This is a genomic window from Alteromonas portus (genome assembly GCF_005117025.1).
GTDB classification, from domain to species: domain Bacteria; phylum Pseudomonadota; class Gammaproteobacteria; order Enterobacterales; family Alteromonadaceae; genus Alteromonas; species Alteromonas portus.
Genome location: NZ_SWCO01000001.1, coordinates 356,102 through 379,161 on the forward strand (window position 1 = coordinate 356,102; position 23,060 = coordinate 379,161).

A 23,060-nucleotide genomic window follows, 5' to 3' on the forward strand; every position below is an offset into this window, starting at 1 on the left:
GATGATCGATTCATTTAAAAAGGCCTGCGCGTTAGCAGGCCTTTCGTTTCTGTTTTTGCTTTCTGGCTGTCAATCCACACCACAAGCTGACAAACTTAGGCAAGAGGGTCTGGCCTCTTTGCCGGAATCACACACTATTCAATCTGTACCATTTTTCCCCCAAGAACAGTTTTATTGCGGGCCAACTACACTGTCTGAAGTGTTTGGTTACTATGGTGAAAGCACCCCTCCAGAGGATATTGCGCCTAAGTTGTTCATTCCGAACAAAGAAGGAAGTCTGCAGCTCGAAATGGTCAGCGCTACCCGACAATTTGGTTTCTTGCCATATACTGAGCGAGGGACATTAACGTCGATTATGTCGTTAGTGAAAGACGATATTCCAGTGATTGTTTTTCAAAATTTATCCATCCAATTATTACCCCAATGGCACTACGCTGTTGTTATCGGATTTGATAGTAAAAAGGGTACGGTTACCTTACATACTGGCCTTACGCCTAATCACGAAATGTCGCTTGAGCTTTTTGAAAGAACGTGGGGAAGGGGAAATTACTGGTATTTAGCTCCGGTTCCTCCCAAGGTGACGTCTTCTGAGATGACGCCTTTTACTTATGTAAGTGCAGCCTATGATATGCTTAAAGTGGGAGACAAAGCGCGTTCATTGGCGTTTTTGGAAACCGCGACGCAAACTTGGCCTACGTACTGGCTAAGCTATTTTCTGATTGCTAATTATCACTTGGAACAAAACGACAGCCAAGCGCTGACTTGGTTCAAGAAAGGCTATGAAGTGGGTCAAAACCAAGATGTTTATGTTCACAACTATGTTTTAGCTTTGCGCGAGAACAACATGCCCGAAAAAGCAAATACAATTCTAAAACAGGGGCTTGAACGTTTCCCCAATAACCAAGCTCTATTAGCGTTGGTCGATAAATAAATCTAAAGTTCGAGCGCGTTCGCCTTTTCTAAAACTTATCGTCTACTATTAACATAGAAAGTAATTATGAAAATAGGCTATGACGAAAAAACTGAGCTCATCATTAATTTCGTATGATAATGGAATAGTTACCATTCGACTCTGCGGTGTGTTTAACGAAAAAAGTGCGGAAGAATACCGTGAGCGCCTGTTTAAATTTGTTACCGGACTGAATCGACAGCCCTTTTCCCTGCTGGCAGATATCAGTCTAGTTGAAGGCGCAACTCCTGAAGCTTTCGACGTACTCAAGCGAATTATAAAGCGACTTCCTGAAATGGGATTAATAGCAAAAGCTTATGTCTACAAAGGACCTGTTATACGCGGAATTATGTTTCAAAGAATTCCAGAATTAAAAAATTTGGATTATCTATTCTTCACTGACATTGACGAAGCTTCTCTGTGGCTATCTCGCGAATATAAACGCAAGTTATCTCTGCTCTTTGATTCTTAACAAGCTACGAATCAGTTAATTACACACCTAGTTAAGTGTTTCTCACATCTGGTTGGTGCAGTTAACTCTAGTGGTTAACCCCTATGGTGGTTGGTTTCTTTTTGCTCGATTCTAATTTGGTTAACGCTATCTAGCCGTTGCTCAGTATTAACACTGAACGCACTGGTAGCTCCAAATTTTAAGGATTGAATAATGAAAAAAAGAACCCTTATATATGCTGCGGTAGCAGCTGCTTTACCTTTCGTAGCAAGCGCCTCCAAAGTACACGCACCCTTAGATACTTCATCGCACCGCATTGCCGAAATAAATCTAACTGACAATGTTGTTAACCCGCCAGCAAACAGCTTGTTTCAAATGGCGTTAGACCAACTGCAAACCACATTCCCATCATCTACGTTAAGAACGGCTAATGGCCATTTAGACAGTGTTTTTGGTATTGCCATTGACGTTTCAGGTGCGTCACCTGAACAAATGGGATATGACTTTATAAGTCGTCATTCTGCCCTTTTAGGTGGTCTAAGTGACGGGGATTTTGTTTTTAACCCTCACCGTAGTAAAGCTGCACTGGGTGGACATTTAGTAAGATTTGACCAAGTCATAGATGGTGTAAAAATCAAAGACAGAGGCGTTGGGCTTTTAATTGACGAGTCTCAGGTAGTGAGAGCGCTGTTCGCCGACACTGCTATAAATACGCCTATTGCAAATACACAGGTTCTTTCTGCGGATAGCGCTATCAGCGTGGCAACCGCCGATTTAGCGTCTTACAAGCGGGCATTGCCCATAGAAGCTCTTGATGTACTGAACCCTGCTTTTTCTCAAATAGAAAAAAGCCTAGGCATATTTGCCAAGCCAGTACCACAGAAAGTGGTTGTACAAGATAACAATGAACTTAAACTGGCATGGAAGTTCTTTTATTACTCGTCAAATCCCTTTGGTGTGTTTGAGTATGTTATCGATGCCCAATCGGGAGACATTCTGGCGCGTAATGACAGGGTCAGAACCATTCTTCCTACAGGTGAAAATGAAGTTACGCAAACGGGGCAGATTGGCTTGGTTCAGCAGACTGCGGATTATTTCCCAACATTTCCACCCATTACGCCGTCGATGCAAAGCGAATGTTTGATAGAGGACGATGCAGGTGGCTACACCGGCAAACCGAAAGGGATGGAACGCATTAACTTACGTAAGTTTGACGATTCCAACTTAGTGACGGGGGTTGAAGGTTTGCTTACAGGTAAGCACGCGCTTATTGAAAGCGCGATGCTGACAAAAGGACCGTTTCCACAGGCAGCAACCGGCACGTATCACTTCAGTGAAGATGCTGCCATAGAGGCAAGACCTGTCGAAGATGATCATGTAACGCCTTCTACGGCACATCACATTGACGGCATCAGCCAGTTTATTTACATCACCACATTACTCGAATATCTAGATTACCTTCATAAAGACGGCGATGCTGTGCATAGTCGTGGCGTGGGCGATGGCTCGTTTCCAAATAGCTACCCTAACGAAGCGGTACCGTTAACTGGTGTGGTACATATTCCGAATGTGCTCGACCCACCAGATAATCCAGCAGATCCTGAGTTTATGGCTAAGCTATTGGGGTTGGACAACGCATTCGCGGTGCCGTTATCACAGGAAATTGCAGGTGAAGAGGTCGTGGTTAACCCGACAGCTTACGGCCATGGTTACTTGTTCAACAACCTAGCAATGGATTTCTCGGTTCCCATTCATGAAGGCACACACGCGACAATTACGCCTATCGCAGGTTTTGAAGGCGAGCCAGAAGGTGGCGCGCTTAACGAAGGGCAAGCTGACCTGTGGGCATACACAGTAGGCGAAACACCAGATTTAGGTACTTACCCCGTTAATTCATGCGATTTACGAAAATTCTTAAGAGAGCAGGGTGTTAATCCCGATTCATTTGAGTTTATTCGTTCTGCACAGAGTCAAATTCGTTATTCGCAGTTAGGTACAAGAGATAACGCGTTCGAAGTGCATCGCGATGGGGAAATTTACGCGGGAGCTATGTGGGATCTACGCGAACTTATGGTGGCAGTGCAGCCTAGACAAGACTTCGTGCGCCCCGACCCAGTTACAGGCGATCCTACCCAAGAAACTAGCTTGGGCAAAGAAACATGGGAACGTATCTTCCTAGGTTCAATGTACGTGTTAGGGATATCTGCGCCAGATACCTTTGTGCGCGCACGAGATGCAGTGTTAATTGCAGATGCCGCCTTATATCCTACCGATCCTTTAGATTTAACTTCACCGGGTCGTCATCATGCATTAATTGAGCGTGTTTTTGCTGCCAGAGAGCTAGGTGCGAATGCGAAAGCACCGTTAGGCGGTCGACAGACTATATCAACGGCAGTGAGCGAGTTTACGGCTACCCAGGCTAAGCCATCGACACCAGACGCTATAGACGCGCATATCATTTCTGATGACGCGATTGAAATTACGTGGGAAACCCTACCTGACGCTTTTGCTTATCAATTGCTAAAACGCAAAAAAGGGTCGAGTGCGCGTTTGTTTGGGGGTGTACCAACCCGAGAATACTTTGACGGCGACCTCACATTCTCTGGTTTCACCCATGTTGAATTTATAGTGGGCGATAATCGCTACATAGACAAAGGGCAAGGTTTAGGACGCGGTGCAGGTCAAGGCATAGACTCGTTTGACTATGAATACGTAGTACGTGCAATCAGCCTTAACCCTAATCAGCAAGTTGGTTTTTCTAATATGTCAGGGATTGCTTCAACCGGCTTAAACACGGTGGATGTGAGTGAGCAAGTTGACTACAAGGTGGGTAATGTAAACTACAATAACGGTATCTTTGCCTTTGATATTGCGTTGATAAATACTGGCGACGAGAGAATTTACGGTCCAGTTGATTTCGATATTACTCATATTAGCAATGGCAGTATTACCGTATTGAATGCAGATAATGGTGGCACTGGTCAAAACGGCGACATAGCAAGGTTCCGTTTCGATCAATCGCTAGATGTAGACAGAACATCTGCACTGCGTTATCTAAAGTTTGATAACCCAAATGGAAAACTCTTTACGTTCCAAGCGCGGATCAGCGGTTACGAAGCTGGCCCTTCATCAACTGGCACTGGAGAAACACCTACCTTTGATATGTCTGAACCAAAAGAACAGTCTGTGGTTTACCATAATATTGAGGAGCACACGGGGGTTGTTTTAATTGGCGCAGCAGATGAAGCATTGGTTGATGGCGTTGACTATGTTGATATCCCGTTTACAGCGCTGCCAAGTGCGTCAAGTGTAGTTGCAACGCTGAGCGCTGATGTTGAGGTAGTAGCGGTGCCAGATCTTGACTTTGAACTGCTCGATGCCGAAGGCAATATTATGGCGAGCTCCGGCAACTTGGGCTCTAATGAGCAAGTTGGCGGTGGCATTGTCCCCGGAGAAACCTATCGGGTTCGCGTGAATGGTTGGGCTAACGGCCCGACGTCATACCGGGTTGTTATTGATCAGTTTGTAAGTGATATTAACGACGCAAACGTTGATCAAAATGGTAATGCGACAACGGGAACAGTAACGTTTGAGTTTAACCCGGTATCAGGGAAAGTATTGCCCTTGAACTTACTTAATTAGTCGTCAGCAAAAGCGCCTAGAAACTAGGTCAAATAGGCGAAGTGTAATCTACACATAAGCGCCTTGCTAAAGGCTTATGAAACAAATTAAAGCCCTATGTTGTGAAAACAATACAGGGCTTTTTTTATATTCTAGGTAAACGACCTGCATAATGAACTTTGCATAGAAACAAAACAATTGGTGCACCTTTTGCGTCTTCTTTCCCGTATTAACGTTTAGCTAATAAAAAAACACCATACTTTGTTACGCAGGAGCATCGTCAGCCGTGGACAGCACCCAACTTCTTGAAAATCAACAGGCAATAGCGATAGCCGGATTAATAGGCGTTGTTATTGTGCTTTTCATCATTAAACGTCTTATTTTGGTGCGCTTAAAGGCCAAGGCGCGTTCAGAAAACAGCAGTATGTCCGATATTTATCGTGTACTTGTATTGTCACTAAATGCTCCTCTGAATTTACTGATTTGGGTTATCTTTCTGTTATTGGTGAAAAGCATTGTTTCAGTATTTCAGGTAGAAGATGAAAGGGCTATTGAGGCGTTAACTATTGTTATTGAAGCTGGCCTTATAATTACACTGTTTCTCTTCTTTGAACGCTTTGTTACCTATTCCTTAAGCCGCTACCGCGATCAGTCTACTATAGTGAAAAATACCAGCGCGATTGCTGGTGGTGCAGTAAGAGCAGTGTTTGCCGTACTCGCCATTTTAATCATTTTAAGCACGATGGGAGTATCGATAACGCCCATCGTTGCTTCATTAGGTATTACATCGCTTGCAGTAGCATTAGCGCTACAACCAACGCTTGAAAATTTCTTCTCTGGTATTCAGTTGGTCATGGACAAGCCTATTCGTATAGGCGATTTCATTGAACTGGATTCAGGGGAACAAGGGTTTGTCGAGAAAATAGGGTGGCGCTCTACGTGGGTTAGAATGCTGCCGAACAACATTGTTATTATGCCGAACAGCAAGCTCTCTAATTCCAAACTGATTAACTACTACTATCCTGAACGCGAACTATCAGTACCCGTTGAAGTGGGCGTGCACTATAGCTCTGATTTAGACCATGTTGAAAAGGTCTGTTTAGAAGTTGCCAATACCATTCTAGAAAAACATGAGTATGGTGTTGAAACCTACCAACCTTTTGTGTTGTTCCACACCTTCGACAATTCGAGTATTAACTTAACCGTGATGCTGAGAACCCGCGAATATTTCAATCGCTTCTTTATTAAAAGCGCCTTTATCAAAATGCTGAAAAAGCGATTTGATGAAGAGGGTATTGTAATACCATTCCCAATTACTGCGCTTAATATGGAGCAAGAGGGGGCGGCTTCGGCATTGTCGTCAACGCAAGAGCATACAAGGCCATGAGACTGAGAAAAATTGATAGTGTTAACACAGCGCTTTTTAAATTGCAGATTCGTACCGATTTATGTCATCAATAAGGGTTAATAACCGCTAAGCATAAAAAAGCCACGTTTAAAAACGTGGCTTTAATACGTTTACGCCTTCTTACTGTTAGCGTATTAAAAAGTGTAGCGTGCTGATACTCCGAGCAAGTCTACATCATCAGCGATGACATAAGTCGCGCCGAATGAAAATTGCGGCGTAAAGAAATAGTCTGCACCAATTTCAAAAGCAGTATCATCTTCTTCGATATCGATGTAGCGAATAGCACCACGCAGTTCAAACTGTTCTGAAAGCATTGAGCGAACGCCAGCAGTAATGCCATAGCCGTTGTCGTCAGCTTCACCAGAAATAAAGTTAGAATCTAGGTCAATATCTACATACTCATAAGTAACTTCACCAAAGAAGTCGGTATTTTGCGTAAGACCGTAACGGTAGCCTATACCCGCAGACACATAGTCTAAATCAGCGTCTACACCACTTTCGTCTTCGCTTAGCTGACCATAACGGCCTGTAAGGTAGACGTTTTCGTTTAGTGATTTAAAGCCTTGAATTTGAAAACCATTTGGCTCGAAGTCGCCTGCGTCTTCAATATCTGCTTGTACATACCCAGCTTTAACGAAGTCATATGAAGGCGAAGCTGCGAATGCATTTAAAGAGAGTGCGCCAAAGATACTGGCGAGAATAGTACGTTTCATTGTTTCTAATGTCCTTTTAACAAAAAAACTTCCAACCACTTTTGGAAGCTTTTTCATTATGGGGATAAGTTTTGAAAACCAAATAGGTGAGTACAAGATGAGCTTGTTTATTGGCCATAGCCTGCGCGGTTTTTAACGTGTGATTGCAATTGCATTATCGAAAGAATGATCAACTAGTGCTTTTTCAATGTAAAGCAAATAGCGATACTGGCAATACTTAGCGCGCAAGTTGCTAAACTAAAAGCCTCGGTAGGCTCTAGCGTTAGTAGCGTCACTACGTAAGCGCCTATGGCGGCTCCTGTCAGATGGAAAAAGCCAGTGAGTGCTGCTAAAAAACCAGCAGATGTTTCAGAATAGCCCAGCATAATAGTTACGCTACAAGGCATAGCGAGGCCGATAAAAAAGAACGCTATATAGCAGTAGGCCAAAATACTGACTAACCCACTTTGGGAACCCGAGAAGACGGTTAATGCAAAAAGCACGGAAAGCGCGGCTAAACAGAAACTAGAGACCCTGAACTTTTGAAAAGGCGACAAAGACGTCAGCCGAATATTGAGTACGCTGCCTGCAACGAACGACAAGGTGGCCAGCAGCGAGTATATCGAGAACAGGGTTTTGGAAAGCCCGAACTGCTGCATTACCATAGATGGCGCAATGGTAATAAAGCAAAACACAATGCCATACAAAAGCCCGCTAGCCATGCCTACCGAGACAAGCTTCACTATAGTACTTTTAATAAGTACCAGCGTATTACTATAAACATTGTCAGATACCGGCGGCGTAAAATAACTAAGAATGCTAGAGACTGAAAATAGCGAAAATAGGGCGAGTAGTCCCATTACCAGCACGAAATAAAAAATAGCGGAAATACCCAAAGATTCGCCGATTATTGTACCTACTAGAGGCGCTATTGCTGGGGCAATAGCGAAGGCAATATTGATAAGTGAAAGTGAAGTATTTAGCTGTTTTTCGCTAAATATTTGACGTGACAGCCCTCGCGATACTGATACGCCAACGCCCCCACCTAAGCCTTGCACCACACGACCTATAAGAAAAGTAGACTCTTCATCGGCAAGCGCCACCATAAGTGTACCTGCAATAAATACTATGATTCCGTAGAACAAAAATTTTTGCTTGTTTACGTAGTCGCACACTATGCCAGACGTTAACTGTGAAAGTGAGAAGGCGACTAAAAACACAGCTACGCTTTGCTCGATTATGCTCACCTGACTGTCATACATAGTCGCTAGGTCAAAAAAGAAGGGGCTATAAATGCTGGTAGAGACTTGGCCAAGAACAGACAAAATAGTGAAGGTAACCGTTAGCGAGTAAAACGCATAGCGCGACATGTTGTGCTTCATCTAATAAGAAACCGGTAAAAAAGTAGACTAATAATAAGGATAGGCTACAGATGAGGTATTACAGTTTTAATAAAGGCGCTTTTTCAAGTTTGAGCAAAAGTGCACAACAAAGTGGTTTCTAGTGGGGGCTTAATAGTCGATGACGCTTAAGAAAATGGTGGCCCCACCCTGACTTGAACAGGGGACCTGCCGATTATGAGTCGGATGCTCTAACCAACTGAGCTATGGGGCCGTATTAGATGTGCTGTGCGGTTTTCATTGCAAATTGCTTTGCGTAACAACCACAAGCGAGCGCAAGTATAAGCAGTTTTATTTGCCTTGTCACGCCTCGCTTGTGGCTTTGTGATTTGTTTGCTTTATTTTTGTTCACTCACCTATGAGTTGAGTCTAACTTTCTGCAGTCGAACACGGCGTAACCGAACTGCAAAAGCAAGCACCAACATGCTTAATAAAGTAGTTGAACCACCCCCGCCAGAACTATTTGAACTATCACCAACAGGTACATTTGCTACGCTCTCATTTACATTTACCGTAACAGTGTCGCTGGTGCTAACGCCAAATTCGTCGGTTGCACTCAATGCAAACGTTAAGTTACTTGCAGTAGCTGGGGCTGTGAAAGACATAGTTAGCGTATCTGAATTTCTTATGGTAACCGTTTCGCCTGCGGTTTGTGTCCATTCTAGGTTTGTAAGTGCACCTTCAGGGTCTTGCGCGCTACCTGTTAGCTCAACGCTTGCTCTCACATCGGTTTCAACATCTGTTCCCGCGTTCACAACGGGGGCTTGGTTGCTCTCATCATCTTTTATTGTAATGAGAGTTTCGACAACGCCGCCTAATAAGTTGGCATCTTGTGCGGCAAGTACTAAACGGAACTGTTCGTTTTCTTCTTCCACGCTGTCGTTAATAAGCGTTACTGTCACCGTCTTATCGGCAGTATCGCCATCACTCCAAGTCAGCATGCCAGACTGACTTACAAAGTCCTCACCGCTTACTGCTGTGCTATTTTCTAGTGAATAATTCACGCTAACTTCACCTTCACTTCCGCCTTGACGAACAATATTTACGGTAAGTTCGGGGGCTGTCTCTAGAATGGCGAGTTCAGATTTACTTAGTTCAACTTTTCCTTGTTGCGCCGTACCAAGTATTGTTACTTGCGTATAGCCTTTGCCCGAAGCGATACCGCCGCCCTGGGGGTTAAATAGCCTTACAAAGAATACTTCGTTACTTTCTGTATCATTATTAGCGCTAACACTTAACGTAATGTTCTTGGCGTCAGAATCATTTGCGCCCCAGGTAAGCTCGCCAGAAGTTAACAAAACATCATTGCTGAGGGCAGAGCCTGCTAATACCTCGTAGGCTACCGACATGGCACTGTCGCCGCTTTTAGTAACGGGAAGGTTAAATGTTGTATCGGCTTCTGTCTCATGACTACTTTGCGAAAATGCTGCAACAGTTGTCGCGGTAAGCGTGTTGTCTTTTAAAACAAACAAGCCACGCTGAATATCGCTGACTAAAATATTACCGCTAGGTAAAAATGGATAAACACCCCAGGCACCGTTGAAGTTAGTGCTGTTAAAAGCAGGGTAGGTGTCGAAGAAACCTACTTCTTCTGGTGCGGTAGGATCTGAAATGTCTAGTACGGTTAAGCCACGTTCGTAATTCGACATGTAATAGCGGTTGCCTCTCACGTAGCCGTTGTGATCGATGGTGCCGTTGTCACTGTTCCAAACGCCCGCCAGAACAGGCGCAGTGAGTGATGAAATATCAAAAATCATGACCCGTGTATTTAGGCTAAAATTGCGCTCGTCCAGTTCATCGTGGACAAACGCGTACTGTTTATCTTCACTAAACCAGCCGCTGTGAGTATAGGCAACTTCGTTGTAACTAGTATTACTTAGTTCGGACGTACTACTAGTATTAGTATGGTCCCAAAGGCGCATTGAGCCTTCATTGAAGTCGAGCATTACGGTACATCCAGATGCGGTGGCATTTACGCATTCAGTTTGAGCTCGTGCATCAGTGATGTGCATTGACGATGCGTCATGCGTGTAGTCTGCTCGGGTAAGTCCATTGGGAATATAAGAGGGGGTGGGGGCTTGTGGAGCGTTTAGCGCATAGGAGCGAAAAGCGCCGCCATTACTATCTTGGCCGACCAAATGAAGCTGAGACGTTGCGCCTGTCAGTGGAGTATTAAGCGTGTAGTCTACATTTGATATGTAGATGTTATGTGCGCGATTGTCATCGGTATTGCGACTAACTAGGCTTATGCTCTCAGGCAAGTCGTTTAGATCGATTATGGTAAACCCTTCGGTCACACTGTCAGCACTGGCATAGGCATAGGCTTTAAATCGTTCCGCAGCGCTATCAAAATACTGGTATACCTTAATGTCGCGCCAGGATGTACTTTGCCCAGTAATTTCTCCCACAACTACGGGGGAGGTCGGTTCGGTAACATCTACAACCGCTATACTGGCCTGCATACCAACAATGGCGTACTCTCTACTGTTGTTTAGGTCCACATGTCCCCAGATATCATTAGCGCCATTTGACACCGATGACAGCGTGCTAACTGGGACGTGGGAAAGTAAATCGATGTTGTTGCACGGGTAGCCAGCAGCCGTCCCATCACTACAGCTTTCATTCGCGCTAACGGTAGTACTTACTTCCATGTGTTGCGCGGTTAGTGATGGAAAAGTTGCTGTTGCTTTACCATCAACAATAGTGTCGAACCCCTTATCGTAAAGCGCTTCTGATAGATACACAGGCACGTTTAGAAGCGTTGTTTTGTGTAACGCCGGCTTTTGCGCTTGGAAGTGATCTTTACGAGAAAAACCGCCAAGCACAGGAAGAAGACTGTCGTTTAGAACTTGTGCTTGCTGTGCGTTGTCGAAATAATACTGGCCTTCAGCGACTAAAATTTTATCGCCTTTATTGGCCTGCCTAGCCGCGTATATCAGGGTTTTACAGGGTCTGAAACGGTTGTCACACTTTCCTGTGTCAATGCCGTTTTCGGCAACAAAGCGTGCTTTGTCGTGGTCAGTGTGAGCCAGTGCAGCTTGACTCATAAATGTTAAAAGCAGCACTATTAGCGTTATTTGTAATGCATTCATCTTGTCGTCCGTGCAAGTATTAAAAATTGCTGGTTTGTTTAAAAAGCTACCAGATAATCAAAGGAAGTACATAAGTAAATGAAAATGCCTTTTCGCATGAGTGTCATGCCTTCGTTACTCTTAGCGGTTTTAGTATCGATAACCGGGTGTGATGTAGTAAACCTCAAAGGACGGCAGCCCGGAGAAATTCCTTTTAAGCTGGTGGGTGTAGATACTGGTGCTTGTCCAATGATCATGAGTATCGGGCAGCAGCGTTGGAATGTTGATTATTTTGGTTTTTACCTGAGTAAGCCTGAAATACGTATTGATGGAAAATGGCAGCGGGTTAAGTTTAAACAAACCCAATGGCAAACGCCGAATGAAGCTCTGTTAAAGTTTCATAATAAGTGCAGTAACCCTGAGGACGCGAATAGCAAAATTGTGTTGGATGTGTCTGAAGAACTATTGAAGCTATCGACGAATTTGCGTTTTACCATGGGGCTTCCCTTTGATGTCAACCACGCCAATCCACTTACACAGCCTTCGCCATTAAATGACAGTACAATGTTTTGGAGCTGGCAAAATGGTCATAAGTTCTTAAGACTGGATGTGTCCAAGAGTGGCGAAGCTGCGCGAAAGTGGTCTTATCATTTAGGCAGTGTGGGCTGTAATTCTGAATCAGCTGTAAGGCCGCCAGAAAAATCCTGTGCTTTTACCAATCGTGTAGAGTTTATTTTGCCGATGACACAGCTTGATACGGATTTAGATTTAGAGGTATCGGTATCTAATATAGTTGCGCAAGTCGACCTGAACGAAGCACCAAGCTGTATGTTTGAGTCTCCGGAAACAGAACCCTGTAAAAAGTTGATCCAAAATCTTGTGCATCGACCTTGGATTAAGTGGCAGTAAAAGTGGTGATTACACGTATAAAAACGCAAATGCTTAATACACGTGTAATCTTTTGCTCACTTTTTATAATTGTAGGGGGGAGTGCATGCTCGAAAGCTCCCACACCTTATGCGTGGAATTTGCCTTATGATATTCCTGCGCCTACGGTTCCTGCAGACAACCCCATTACAGTGGAAAGCGTTAAACTAGGAGAAACGCTGTTTTTTGATACGGCGCTAAGTGCCGATAACACGATATCCTGTAGTAGCTGTCATCACCCTGAAAATGCCTTTGCGGAACCTAAGCCGGTGTCGGTAGGCGCTCGTGGCGACAAGTTAAACCGCAATGCGTTAGCGCTAGTAAATGTCGCTTACAACGCTTCATTTACATGGGCTCACAACAATTTAGATAGTATAGAAAAACAACTCTTGATCCCGCTTTTTAACGAACACCCAGTGGAAATGGGCGTAACTGGCAATGAAGGCGTTATTTTAACGCGCCTTGAGCAAGGCGATTACCCAGCGCTTTTTAAGGCTGCGTATGGTGACGAAACCCCTAATGTGAACAATATTGTAAAAGCACTGGCTAGCTATGTGAGAAGCTTGGTGTCTTTTAATAGTGCGTTCGATGCCTATGCTTACGGGCAAGACGACGGGGCTTTAACACCGCAGCAGCTAGAAGGCCTGAACCTCTTTTTTTCTGAACGGACAGAGTGTTTTCACTGCCACGGAGGGGTAAACTTCACGCAGTCTTCTAAACATAGTTTTCAAGCTTTTGGCGTGCAACCATTTCATAATACCGGTTTGTACAACGAAGATGGTGCGGGAAGTTATCCTGTATCAGACATGGGACTATATAGTGTGACTTTTAATAAGCAGGATATGGGCAAGTTTAGAGCGCCTACGTTGCGTAACATTGCGCTTACGGCGCCGTATATGCACGATGGGAGTATAGCGACTCTTAATGACGTGATTGAGTTTTATGCCAGAGGCGGGAACAAAGCTGAAACCCCTAACCCCTATCGTAGCCCGTTCATTAAAGGTTTTACTCTCTCTGAAGAAGAAAAAACTGCTTTGGTGGCATTTTTACAAAGCTTGACTGACGAAGAATTTATTGAAAAACACGTTTCACACAAAAATTAGTGATTTATTGCTCACTTTGTGTGTTTTATGTTTATACTTTGCTCACATATATCAACCAAATGCTTATGTGCTGATTATTAACATCGTGATAAACTCAACTATCACATTCTTTATTAAAAATTAAAAAGCAGGTAAGCGGTCGCGGAGATGAGAATGACTGAAAAACCCTTTATTACAAGTGGTCGAAACACCATCATTCATAAGATTAGAAAGTTAGATTTATTGGTTATTAATGGCGATGACAACCCGCCAATCATTGTTACCTATAAAGGCATTAAGCAGTACGAAGGCAAAGTACCTGAAAATAAACGCGATGCCAAAATGATGGACATGGAACTGGTTGATGTAACAACTAGCGATGTTTTCGGCGACGAAAAAACATTGGTGTTCATTCAAACGCTAAATGGGAAAGAATATAAGATTGACTACTCAAAAATCGGTACGAGTATGTTTATCAAAATTCACCAAGATAGTATTTTCTAAGAATACACCTACCACAGACGGTGATTTTTTAGTTATTGGGGTTAGGCAATCTGGCCCCAATTATCTGGTTTTAGCGAGTTAAAGCCGCCAATTAATCGTCCTTCACCTTTAATCTGAACATAACGTTTTTTAAAGATGTTGAACCGACAGATGTCAACTGGGGTTACCTCGGACGCGTTCACACCTCTAATGATCCCTGCTGTTTCTAGTCCTTCTGCGATAAGCTCCGAACAGAACCAGCTACTAAAGTCTTCTTGGTTGTAACTAATACTGCCAAAAAGCGGGTGTTCATCAATAGCGTCTACCGCTGAGCCAAAAAGTTGCAGCACGTCGTAGGGCTTTCCTTCCTGCTCAAACATAAAACTAAAAAATTCACGTTTGTTTTGTTCAAACAAACCGCGCGACGCTTTAGACAGTGGCAGCCACCAAATATCCCCGTCATAAGATGCCACGCGTTCACTAAGGCGGTTCGTCATCACGCCTCGTTTGCCCTTATAAGACGTAGCTTCTATAACTTGGTTATAGTAAAGAGCTGTTTCACTGTCTTGCATTTTGGTTTGCATGACAACTGCTACATGGGTAACGGCAGAGCGAGTAGTCAGTTTTGTCCAGCGGGAGAATAAGCTGTTTCCTCCAAACGCAATGATATCGCCGGGTTGCATATTCTCTCTTACAAGGTGATACCGTTGCTGCTCTAACATAGTTCTTCCTTGAATTGATGTTAATAAAGTACCGTGTTGTCACGTTTTTAATTTAGGCTAGCCTATACTTTAGCGGCTCTTTGCAATGTGTAACACCCCTGCTTTTCAAGAATGTTGCAAAGTATGTATTAAGCACGATTAATAACAGTTTAGACCGATAGTTAAACCTCGCCTTTTGTGCACTTATCGCAACGTCTCAAATAACCGTACTTTAACGTTTCTGTAGCGTAAATATCATAAACCTAAATTAGCTTATTGGTGCGGCGGCATGTAGAGGTCGTCACCGCGTTGCCTAATATTATCAGAGGAAATTGTTATGTTTACGTTACGCCGTGTTACCCAATTTGCTTTACTAGGAATGACCCTTTCTTTAACCGCTACTAACGCAAACGCTGGCTCTTATCCAAAAGAGCTAGAAGGTAGTTTAATTGCAGTATGCAAAGCAGTGAAAAGCGATAGCCGTATAAAGTTACATCGTGCTGTAAAAGCAACGGGTTTAGATATAAAAGAGCTACACGAAGGTCTAGTTTGTAACGGTCAAGATATGTTGACCTTTGCGGTTACTCATGATGCGTCTAAAACAGCTCAGCATATTGCTCGTCGTGTCAATGCTGGTCCGAACGTATTGACTGCTAAACGCTAATAAAGTTATTCACCCTGGATTTGGGCTATTAATCGATAGCCCCTTTTTCGCTTTTATCTACGATTTACTTTCTTGAATTTACCGTGCAATCAAGAACTAGAAATCGTTAGCCACAATTCGTATGCAAGGTAGGGCAGATGATCTCATTGGTTTTCTTACACTCTGCATCTAAGCAAGAATCACTTTGCAAAATACTGAAGCAGCTCAACGTTTTTAGCCATGTTTTTGGAGCGGAGTCGGTCGGCCATTGTCTAGCTTTAGCTGAAAAGTACCCTCAGGCCATCGGTTTTTACTCGGTTTCAAAGTCGTGCCGTAATCTCGCTTCAAAGTACTGGATGGCGGTGGGCAACAAGGATGAAGAGGCACTTCTCGCTTTTTCGTACAACGCCTCTGGTTTTATCACTCCGCCTTTTAAAGAAGAGCAGCTAATACGAGTTATCGGATACGTTAAAAGCCAATTCGACTGTTTTGAGCGTGATTTTCAATTCAACACAATGGTAGAAGGGCTATGCAAACAATACGGTGTATCTAAGCCCGCGTTGTTAGCGACACTACGTCAACAGTTAAGCAAAGCCACTAAACCTAATATGGTTGGTATTAGAACTGAGAATGGGTGGTGCTGTTTAAATCCCGCCGACATTAAATGGATAGAAGCTGCCGGCGATTATATGTGTGTCTATACGCTGTCTGAAAGCTATGTGGTTCGAACAACATTGTGTGAACTATTGAGACGACTTGGAGAGCAGCACTTTAAGCGCTGTAACCGTTCAGTGGCGGTAAATGCGAAATACGTTACACATTTAGAGCAAAGACTTAATCAGCAAAGGGTCGTCATTCAAGGTGGTGAGTCTTTCAAAATTACTCACAAATATTACTATCAGTTCTGGCAAGTCGAGCAACGCTAAGCACAAATAACTCAAGGAATATTCATTTACAGCTCTATACGACCATGGTCCTGCTGGTGGTTGAACTTGTGAATCGCTACACTTGGTGTTTTATATCGTGTAATAAGGACAGATAGTGCGAGATGTAAGCAAGGCATTAGTGGGGGCTATAGTAGTTTTCGCTGCGTATTATCTTGGGCTTTTCGCTGTCAGCGCTATGGACTTACCTATACCTGGCGCGCTAGTGGGGCTTTTTCTGCTGCTTGGTATGCTTCTTAAATTCCCAAAGCTTGAAGCTCCGACAGCGCGATTTGTTTCCTTTCCTTTAAAACATATGTCTTTGTTTTTTGTTCCTGCTGTTCTGGGCGTATCTATATATTGGAATGACATTCAGGCTAATGCTTTAGCAATCTTCATTGCTATTTTTGTTACCACAGCATTCAGTTTAGGCTTTACTGCTTGGTTTGCCCAGAAGCTATTTTCTAGCAAACTGGATAACAGCTCCGACGCTTCACAAAAAGGCGGGGACTTTGAATGATTAACGCGCTAAATCAGTCGCTTACCTTCAGCGGAATATTGTGGCTTTGCGTTTCTATTTTGGGCTATGTCGTCGCGCTGTGGGTTAATAAAAAATGTAATGGCCATCCAGTTACACACCCGATTGTTTTTACCGCTGCTTTTGTTTCCTTAGGCCTTTATTTCTCTAACACCAGTGTTGTTGAGTATCAGCAAGCCGCATCGTTATTACATTGGCTTTTAGGGCCTGTAACGGTGGCGCTAGCATGGCCGATTTATCGACAATGGCAGAGATTGAAGCACTATGGATGGAGGTTATTCGTCAGTATCGGCTTTGGGGGAGTCATTGCGCCTATCACTGCGTGGTTTACGCTTTTTGTGTTAGATGCACCTATGGCACTACAAATGACGATGTTGGCCAAGTCAATCACCACACCTCTTGCAATGGAAGCGAGTGCCCACATTGGCGGAATTCCAGCGCTAGCAGCCGTTTTTGTTATAAGCACTGGCATAGTGGGGGCTATTGTAGCCACAGGCATTTTCTCGGTATTTAATGTGTGGGAGCGAAAGGCACAAGGCATTGCGTTGGGAACCGTTGCACATGCAGTAGGAACGGCTAAGTCCATCCACATGGGAGAGGACGTTGCTGCCATGGCTACGCTTGGATTGTGCGTAAACGGCATATTCACAGCCCTAGCACTACCAGTGGTTTTCAGTATTTTTGTTTGAACTTCGTGCTTTCACACTATCCACATATCACCACTAAATAAGCGATAAGTTAATTGCCAAACACGCTGGCAATATTCCCCAAAAGTGCTATTTCTTAGTGAGGTGTTTCGTATCACCATATACAGGTTATCTGTTTAAAAAGTCGATAAAGCAATACCGCTGGTGATACCCGAAGAAAAATCAATACTTCAGTTCACTGCGGTTGTGCCGATACAATTGAAATTGCTAGAAAATATCAGCGTTGGCTGGTTGCAAAAAGCTAGGTGGTAAAAGAACTTAATGTTTTCAGTACTCGTATGTGACGACTCGTTAGTTGCACGCAAGCAAGTGGCTAAATGCCTCCCACAAGACTGGGACGTGGCCGTTCACTTTGCAAAGAACGGTCAAGATGCTTTATCTGCACTCGCCGAAGGCAAGGGTGATCTTTTACTTCTAGATTTGAATATGCCTGTGCTTGACGGGTACGGCACTTTAGAGGCCATTCAACAGCAAGGGCTCAAAACCAAAGTCATTGTGGTATCTGGGGATATCCAGCCTGAAGCGCATGAGAGAGTGACTTCTCTTGGTGCGTTAGACTTTATCCGAAAGCCGGTTGATCCAGCCAAACTCGCTGAGGTTCTCGATAAATATAACATTCTTCATGCCGATGAAGACGAGCCTGAAGACGTAACACCGCTTGACCCAGATATTCGCGATTGTTACCAAGAGATTACTAATATTGCCATGGGGCAAGCAGGCGACCATCTTGCCCGCACCATGGATGTTTTTGTAGAACTCCCCATTCCTAACGTAAACCTAATTGAAGTGTCTGAACTTCACATGATGCTTTCTGACATTGAAAGTCACGAACAGGTCACTGCCGTTTGCCAAGGCTTTTTAGGGCCAGGGGTTAGCGGTGAAGCGCTATGTATTTTAAGCGATTCAAGCTTTGACGATGTGGCCAAAATTCTCAATGTGGAAGGCGAAGTAGACGACCAGTTGCAGTTAGAACTTCTTATGGACGCAGCAAGTATTCTGATTGGAACCTGTTTAACTGGGTTAGCTAACCAAATGGATATTAACTTTAGTCAGGGGCATCCCATCGTACTTGGTCAGCACCGTGCCATCACTGAAATTATCAGCATGAACCAAATCAAGTGGAAGCGTACGTTGGCGATAGAGCTTAGCTATGGTCTTGAAGGTTACAATGTTCAGTGTGATTTAGTTTTGTTGTTTACTGAAGAGTCAATGAAAATGATGAATTCTAAGCTCGCCCACTTGTTGGAGGATTTCTAATGAGCCAACATTTAGATGAGCTACAAGAATTCCATTGGATGATGGACATGCTACAAACGGTAGATGTGGGAATTGTGGTTCTGGACCGTAACTTCACCGTGCAGGTATGGAACGGCTTCATGGAAAGTCACAGCGGCCTGTTGCCAAGCGAAGTCAGAGATAAAACTTTATTCTCGCTTTTTCCTACAATTAAACAAGACTGGTTCATGAAAAAAGCTAAGCCCGTCTTCGACTTAAAGACTCGCGCTTTTATGACTTGGGAGCAGCGCCCCTATTTGTTCAAGTTTCCTAACTACCGGCCGATTACAGGAAGTGAGCCGTTCATGTATCAAAATATCACGCTGTCTCCTCTCACTTCAGCAACGGGTAAGGTAGATTTTATCAGCATGATGATTTACGACATGACGGATGTTGCGGTTGGTAAAAAGCAGCTTGAGGCACTTCAAGTAACAATGTCCGAAGAGCAAGAAGCGCGGTTAGTCGCTAAAAACGCTAAACGCACCGTCTAACAACCGCTAAAGGTAAAGCCGCCTTTTTGTAAGGCGCTTTGCGATTCTATCTACATCAAGTTTTTCTCGCACGGTGTTTAAAATAGCAGTCACTAGTGTGATGGGAGTATGTATGCAAGTAAGTATGTCTTCATTTTCAGGCTACCTTTCACGCAATGTGGTGCGCGGATTAGCTATTGTAGGTGGTGCATTTATATTAGCAGCCTGCGGTGGTGGTGGCGGCGATGACGGCGGTAGTGATGGTGGTTCCGGTACCGGTAACTTGGTCATTAATGCAGGTCTTGATGCCACAGTGACCGAAGGGGTGACCTACTCACTAAGCGCTGAAGTGAGCGGAGGCGATGGGACATACACTTATAACTGGAGTGCGTCTCCTTCTTTGACTATCACTCATGAAGACACAAGCTCTTCTGCTGCAAGTTTTGTGGCGCCTGTGGTAGATAGTGCGACTGAATATACGCTGACTGTTTCAGTGAATGACCAAAGCGGAAATACGGCCAGTGATTTAACTGTAATTACAGTAGCGCCCGTAAATATTGCCCCGGAAGCGAGTATAGAAGTGCCTGAATGGGACGATTTGCCGGCCAATACATTCCCCGGGGGAGTCGAAATTGTTTTCGATGGTAGTGGAAGCAGTGATGCTGATTCCACTTCGACAGATGGCGAAATAGCTGATTATAAGTGGACTCAAACCAGCGGCACCAACGTAATAACCGGTGAGGAAACTAATCTTTCTACTTTGACTATCGTAACGCCCATTGCCAATGACGCACAGCAGCTTACGTTTCAGTTGGAAGTAACCGACAGTGAGGGAGCTACTGATACAGATTCCGTTACAATCTCGGTGCAATCGGAAACTGAAACCTTGCCAGTTGTTGATGCAGGGTATTCACAAGGCGTTTTTAGTGGCGAAGTGGTTATTTTGGAAGGCGAGGCCACTACTAGTATTCCTAGTGCGTTACCGCTTACCTATTCGTGGGAGCGCAGCAATAATGTTTCTTCAAGCAGTGTGTCTACTGCTGAAGCGGCCAGTAGCTCTGTTGATGACAGCGATGCATTGTCTACATTTGCCATAGCACCTTCTGTGTCGTCTTCTACTGTTGTGGCGTATACCCTTACCGTTACTGATGCCAATGGCAACAGCGTAGAAGACACGATTAATGTGAATATACGCCCAATGCCAACACCGCTTTTAAACGACACAGGCTTTTTACAGCAAGCTACCAATAACGCGTTGACAGAGGCACAGCAAAACGATTTTCCTGGCCAAGATGGACAACGGGGTGCTGATATTATTGAACAGAACGGGTTAATTGAAAAAGCGGGTCGCGGTAAGGCTGGCTTTGACTTCACGCGCTTAAACGCCAACGGTGATGAACAAGACGCCAGTGCAGATTCATGGTCGTGCGTTCGCGATAACGTAACTGGGTTAGTTTGGGAAGTGAAGACCGACGACGGTGCATTTCAAGACAAAGACTATACATACTCTTGGTACAGCGACGAGGTGAATGGTGGATTTGAAGGTGATGAAACTGGTTCTAATGCGACGTGTTTATTAACTAACTGCAACACATCTGCGTATGTTGAAGCTGTAAATGCGCAAGGCTTGTGTGGTTTTTACGACTGGCGTTTACCTACTCATCATGAACTATTTTCTTTAATGCACTTAGGCATTGCCGATGATGTAGCCATTGACGAAGATTATTTCCCTAACACGGGTGCAGTTTCTACCGAGCCACTATGGTATTGGACATCGGTACCGAGTGCCGACGGGGTAAACAGTGACGATGCGCAAAATGCATGGGCGTTAGACTTCGATTCGGGGGTCGATAATTTTCTCAATAAGTCGTCGGCGGCGCGTGTTCGTCTAGTTAGAGCAGGGAGATAGCCATGAAAAATACAATTAATAAACTTGCTCAACACGCATCGATAAACGCAGTGTTCACTTCACTCAAAATGCTCACAGCCTCAACGCTGCTTGCAAGTGCATCTCTTTCGGTCTACGGCCAAGAGTGTTTGTCTGACGGATTAGAAACCACACCGGATGATAATTTTGAGGCAGTGACCACCAGTACCTTACTGGATACTACAACGGATTTAGTGTGGAGAAGATGCTCAGAAGGGCAAACTTGGGACGGCTCTACGTGTAGCGGTGAAGCGGTAAAATACACTTGGCAGCAAGCGTTACAACTTGCACAACAAGCGAGTAATGAAGATCTCTTGGGGTGGCGCCTACCTAACGTTAAAGAGCTGGCGACGTTAACGGAACGCGATTGTGTGCGCCCGGCAATTAATAGCTCACTTTTTCCAGAAACGCCGCCAGATGATTTTTGGACTTCTACCCCTTCAGCCGACGATCCAGACAGAGCATGGGTTGTTGCGTTTTTTAACGCTAGCCATTCCATTAAAGAAAAAGACCGATTCATATATGTACGTTTGGTTCGTACCTATACCGACGAGTAGGTGTAGATTAAGAGCTACACCGATTCGTATTAGTCTTTCGTCTAGTATCAGGTACTAAGACTTTTTATCAACAAAGCACGCTCTATAATGCGTGCTTTGTTGTTTTGGAGTTGAACATCAGTTTTAAAGAAAATCGACACTCTTGTTTAGTGCCTGTTTATCTTTGGCACACAGGCCGCTGCAAAAATGTACAGCAAAGGTCAACGGGCCCCAGTAACAAGCTGCGCTTTGCGTAGATTGATAATCTCGACATGTTCACCCTGATTTTTAGCACGTTAGACTCATGATGGCTTTTTATTTCCCAATAAGCTAGCCACAATGTTGGTATGAAAATGATATCGCGCCTTAAGGCTGCCCTTTTTACAATCTGTTTATTTGCTGGATTTAGCACATCGGCACAGGCTGAATATACCTGTAATATCGATTTTGCTTACGGTATTGCGGTTAATAACGAGCAGCTGCGTGTGATGGATAAAACCCGCACTGTGGTTCAGATTAATGATCAAAACCAGCTGTTTGTCGGTGGGCGCTGGCAGACGTTAAATGAGCAAGAGCGGCAGTGGCTAGAAGAGTATGCTTCAGGGCTGCACTATGTAGTACCCAAAATGATTATTTTGGCTACCGAAGGTGTAGATTTAGCTATTGATACCATTGAGCATGTTTACTTAGGTTTAGTGGGAAGTGATCACGACAGCTACGAGCGCTTGAACGCTGCTATGAAGCGTGTTCAAAACCGCGTGAAAGATAAATTCAGGCATGCCAGTAATCATTATTTTATCGGCCCCGGATCGCTGGAAAGCGTTGATGAATTCGTGGATAGTGAAATTGAAGCGCAGCTTGAGGAAGCAATTTCTACCTCAGTAGGCGGTATATTATCGGCAATCAGTGGCATTAACACCGGAAGTGGCGAAGTAAATCAAGAGAAAGTAGCTGAAATTACTCGTCAGCTTAACAATGTGGGCGAGCATTTGGATGTAGGTGATAAAGCTACGACATTGCGTAAAAAGGCAGAGTGGTTTTGTGAAAAGCTTAAGCGCCTAGATATAGCGGAAGAAAACCTTCGAGCGAGTGTGCCTGCTTTCAAGCCTTACAATATTATTACGCGACATGATAAGAGTGATAACTAGCTGAAATAAGTAATACGTGTACTAATTCTGGTTAAAGACTGATTAAGACAGAAAAGCCTGCGTGAGCAGGCTTTTTTGATCTAGCTTTTTGGTTGGCTCAAAACGGCA

At 44.1% G+C, this 23,060-nt stretch carries 20 protein-coding genes and 1 tRNA gene; 16 read left to right on the top strand and 5 right to left on the bottom strand.

What is annotated here, in order from left to right:
- Position 1: 1 nt before the first annotated feature.
- The 4 genes from E5672_RS01465 to E5672_RS01480 all read left to right on the top strand — a co-directional run bounded on the left by E5672_RS01465 (position 2) and on the right by E5672_RS01480 (position 6,408).
- Positions 2–931, top strand: a complete 930-nt coding sequence (locus E5672_RS01465) for a PA2778 family cysteine peptidase (protein WP_136780610.1) — start codon at positions 2–4, stop codon at positions 929–931.
- 79 nt (positions 932–1,010) lie between these two features.
- Positions 1,011–1,421 (top strand): hypothetical protein, encoded by a 411-nt coding sequence (locus E5672_RS01470; protein WP_136780611.1) that lies wholly within the window; start codon positions 1,011–1,013, stop codon positions 1,419–1,421.
- Positions 1,422–1,613: 192 nt separating this feature from the next.
- Positions 1,614–5,042 carry a M36 family metallopeptidase gene (locus E5672_RS01475; protein ID WP_136780612.1) on the top strand — a complete coding sequence of 1,143 codons (3,429 nt, stop codon included), beginning with the start codon at positions 1,614–1,616 and terminating at the stop codon, positions 5,040–5,042.
- Positions 5,043–5,307: 265 nt separating this feature from the next.
- Positions 5,308–6,408 carry a mechanosensitive ion channel family protein gene (locus E5672_RS01480; RefSeq protein WP_136780613.1) on the top strand — a complete coding sequence of 367 codons (1,101 nt, stop codon included), beginning with the start codon at positions 5,308–5,310 and terminating at the stop codon, positions 6,406–6,408.
- Positions 6,409–6,563: 155 nt separating this feature from the next.
- On the opposite strand, the gene E5672_RS01485 is transcribed toward E5672_RS01480, so the two are convergent.
- The 4 genes from E5672_RS01485 to E5672_RS01500 all read right to left on the bottom strand — a co-directional run bounded on the left by E5672_RS01485 (position 6,564) and on the right by E5672_RS01500 (position 11,613).
- Positions 6,564–7,142, bottom strand: a complete 579-nt coding sequence (locus E5672_RS01485; protein ID WP_136780614.1) for a porin family protein — start codon at positions 7,140–7,142, stop codon at positions 6,564–6,566.
- Between the two features lie 173 nt (positions 7,143–7,315).
- Positions 7,316–8,503 carry an MFS transporter gene (locus E5672_RS01490; protein WP_136780615.1) on the bottom strand — a complete coding sequence of 396 codons (1,188 nt, stop codon included), beginning with the start codon at positions 8,501–8,503 and terminating at the stop codon, positions 7,316–7,318.
- 155 nt (positions 8,504–8,658) lie between these two features.
- Positions 8,659–8,735 (bottom strand) — tRNA-Ile (locus tag E5672_RS01495).
- A gap of 142 nt (positions 8,736–8,877) precedes the next feature.
- Positions 8,878–11,613, bottom strand: a complete 2,736-nt coding sequence (locus E5672_RS01500) for a choice-of-anchor B family protein (RefSeq protein ID WP_136780616.1) — start codon at positions 11,611–11,613, stop codon at positions 8,878–8,880.
- Positions 11,614–11,691: 78 nt separating this feature from the next.
- On the opposite strand from E5672_RS01500, the gene E5672_RS01505 reads away from it, so the two are divergent.
- The 3 genes from E5672_RS01505 (at position 11,692) to E5672_RS01515 (ending at position 14,105) form a co-directional block, all read left to right on the top strand.
- Positions 11,692–12,501 carry an MbnP family copper-binding protein gene (locus E5672_RS01505; RefSeq protein ID WP_136780617.1) on the top strand — a complete coding sequence of 270 codons (810 nt, stop codon included), beginning with the start codon at positions 11,692–11,694 and terminating at the stop codon, positions 12,499–12,501.
- A gap of 65 nt (positions 12,502–12,566) precedes the next feature.
- Positions 12,567–13,622: an MbnH family di-heme enzyme gene (locus E5672_RS01510; protein ID WP_136781033.1), complete on the top strand. Its 1,056-nt coding sequence runs from the start codon at positions 12,567–12,569 to the stop codon at positions 13,620–13,622.
- Positions 13,623–13,775: 153 nt separating this feature from the next.
- Positions 13,776–14,105 carry a hypothetical protein gene (locus E5672_RS01515; RefSeq protein ID WP_039223377.1) on the top strand — a complete coding sequence of 110 codons (330 nt, stop codon included), beginning with the start codon at positions 13,776–13,778 and terminating at the stop codon, positions 14,103–14,105.
- Between the two features lie 41 nt (positions 14,106–14,146).
- On the opposite strand, the gene E5672_RS01520 is transcribed toward E5672_RS01515, so the two are convergent.
- Complete coding sequence (locus tag E5672_RS01520; protein WP_136780618.1) at positions 14,147–14,806, bottom strand: hypothetical protein; 660 nt, start codon at positions 14,804–14,806, stop codon at positions 14,147–14,149.
- A gap of 316 nt (positions 14,807–15,122) precedes the next feature.
- Here E5672_RS01520 and E5672_RS01525 point away from each other — a divergent pair, with 316 nt between their 5' ends.
- The 9 genes from E5672_RS01525 (at position 15,123) to E5672_RS01565 (ending at position 22,952) form a co-directional block, all read left to right on the top strand.
- Positions 15,123–15,449, top strand: coding sequence for a DUF3718 domain-containing protein (locus tag E5672_RS01525; RefSeq protein ID WP_136780619.1), 327 nt, complete (start codon positions 15,123–15,125; stop codon positions 15,447–15,449).
- 137 nt (positions 15,450–15,586) lie between these two features.
- A complete protein-coding gene (locus E5672_RS01530; RefSeq protein WP_136780620.1) occupies positions 15,587–16,354 on the top strand; it encodes a LytR/AlgR family response regulator transcription factor in 768 nt (255 codons plus the stop codon).
- 115 nt (positions 16,355–16,469) lie between these two features.
- Positions 16,470–16,871 carry a CidA/LrgA family protein gene (locus E5672_RS01535; protein WP_136780621.1) on the top strand — a complete coding sequence of 134 codons (402 nt, stop codon included), beginning with the start codon at positions 16,470–16,472 and terminating at the stop codon, positions 16,869–16,871.
- A complete protein-coding gene (locus E5672_RS01540) occupies positions 16,868–17,578 on the top strand; it encodes an LrgB family protein (RefSeq protein WP_136780622.1) in 711 nt (236 codons plus the stop codon). Before E5672_RS01535 ends, E5672_RS01540 begins: the two co-directional genes overlap by 4 nt.
- A gap of 279 nt (positions 17,579–17,857) precedes the next feature.
- Positions 17,858–18,853, top strand: a complete 996-nt coding sequence (locus E5672_RS01545) for a response regulator (protein WP_136780623.1) — start codon at positions 17,858–17,860, stop codon at positions 18,851–18,853.
- Positions 18,853–19,362, top strand: coding sequence for a PAS domain-containing protein (locus E5672_RS01550; protein WP_136780624.1), 510 nt, complete (start codon positions 18,853–18,855; stop codon positions 19,360–19,362). The genes E5672_RS01545 and E5672_RS01550 overlap by 1 nt, the downstream gene beginning before the upstream one ends.
- 112 nt (positions 19,363–19,474) lie before the next feature.
- Complete coding sequence (locus E5672_RS01555; protein WP_136780625.1) at positions 19,475–21,250, top strand: Lcl C-terminal domain-containing protein; 1,776 nt, start codon at positions 19,475–19,477, stop codon at positions 21,248–21,250.
- A gap of 2 nt (positions 21,251–21,252) precedes the next feature.
- Positions 21,253–21,825, top strand: a complete 573-nt coding sequence (locus E5672_RS01560) for an Lcl C-terminal domain-containing protein (protein WP_136780626.1) — start codon at positions 21,253–21,255, stop codon at positions 21,823–21,825.
- 332 nt (positions 21,826–22,157) lie between these two features.
- Positions 22,158–22,952: a YggN family protein gene (locus E5672_RS01565; RefSeq protein WP_136780627.1), complete on the top strand. Its 795-nt coding sequence runs from the start codon at positions 22,158–22,160 to the stop codon at positions 22,950–22,952.
- Positions 22,953–23,060: the final 108 nt, after the last annotated feature.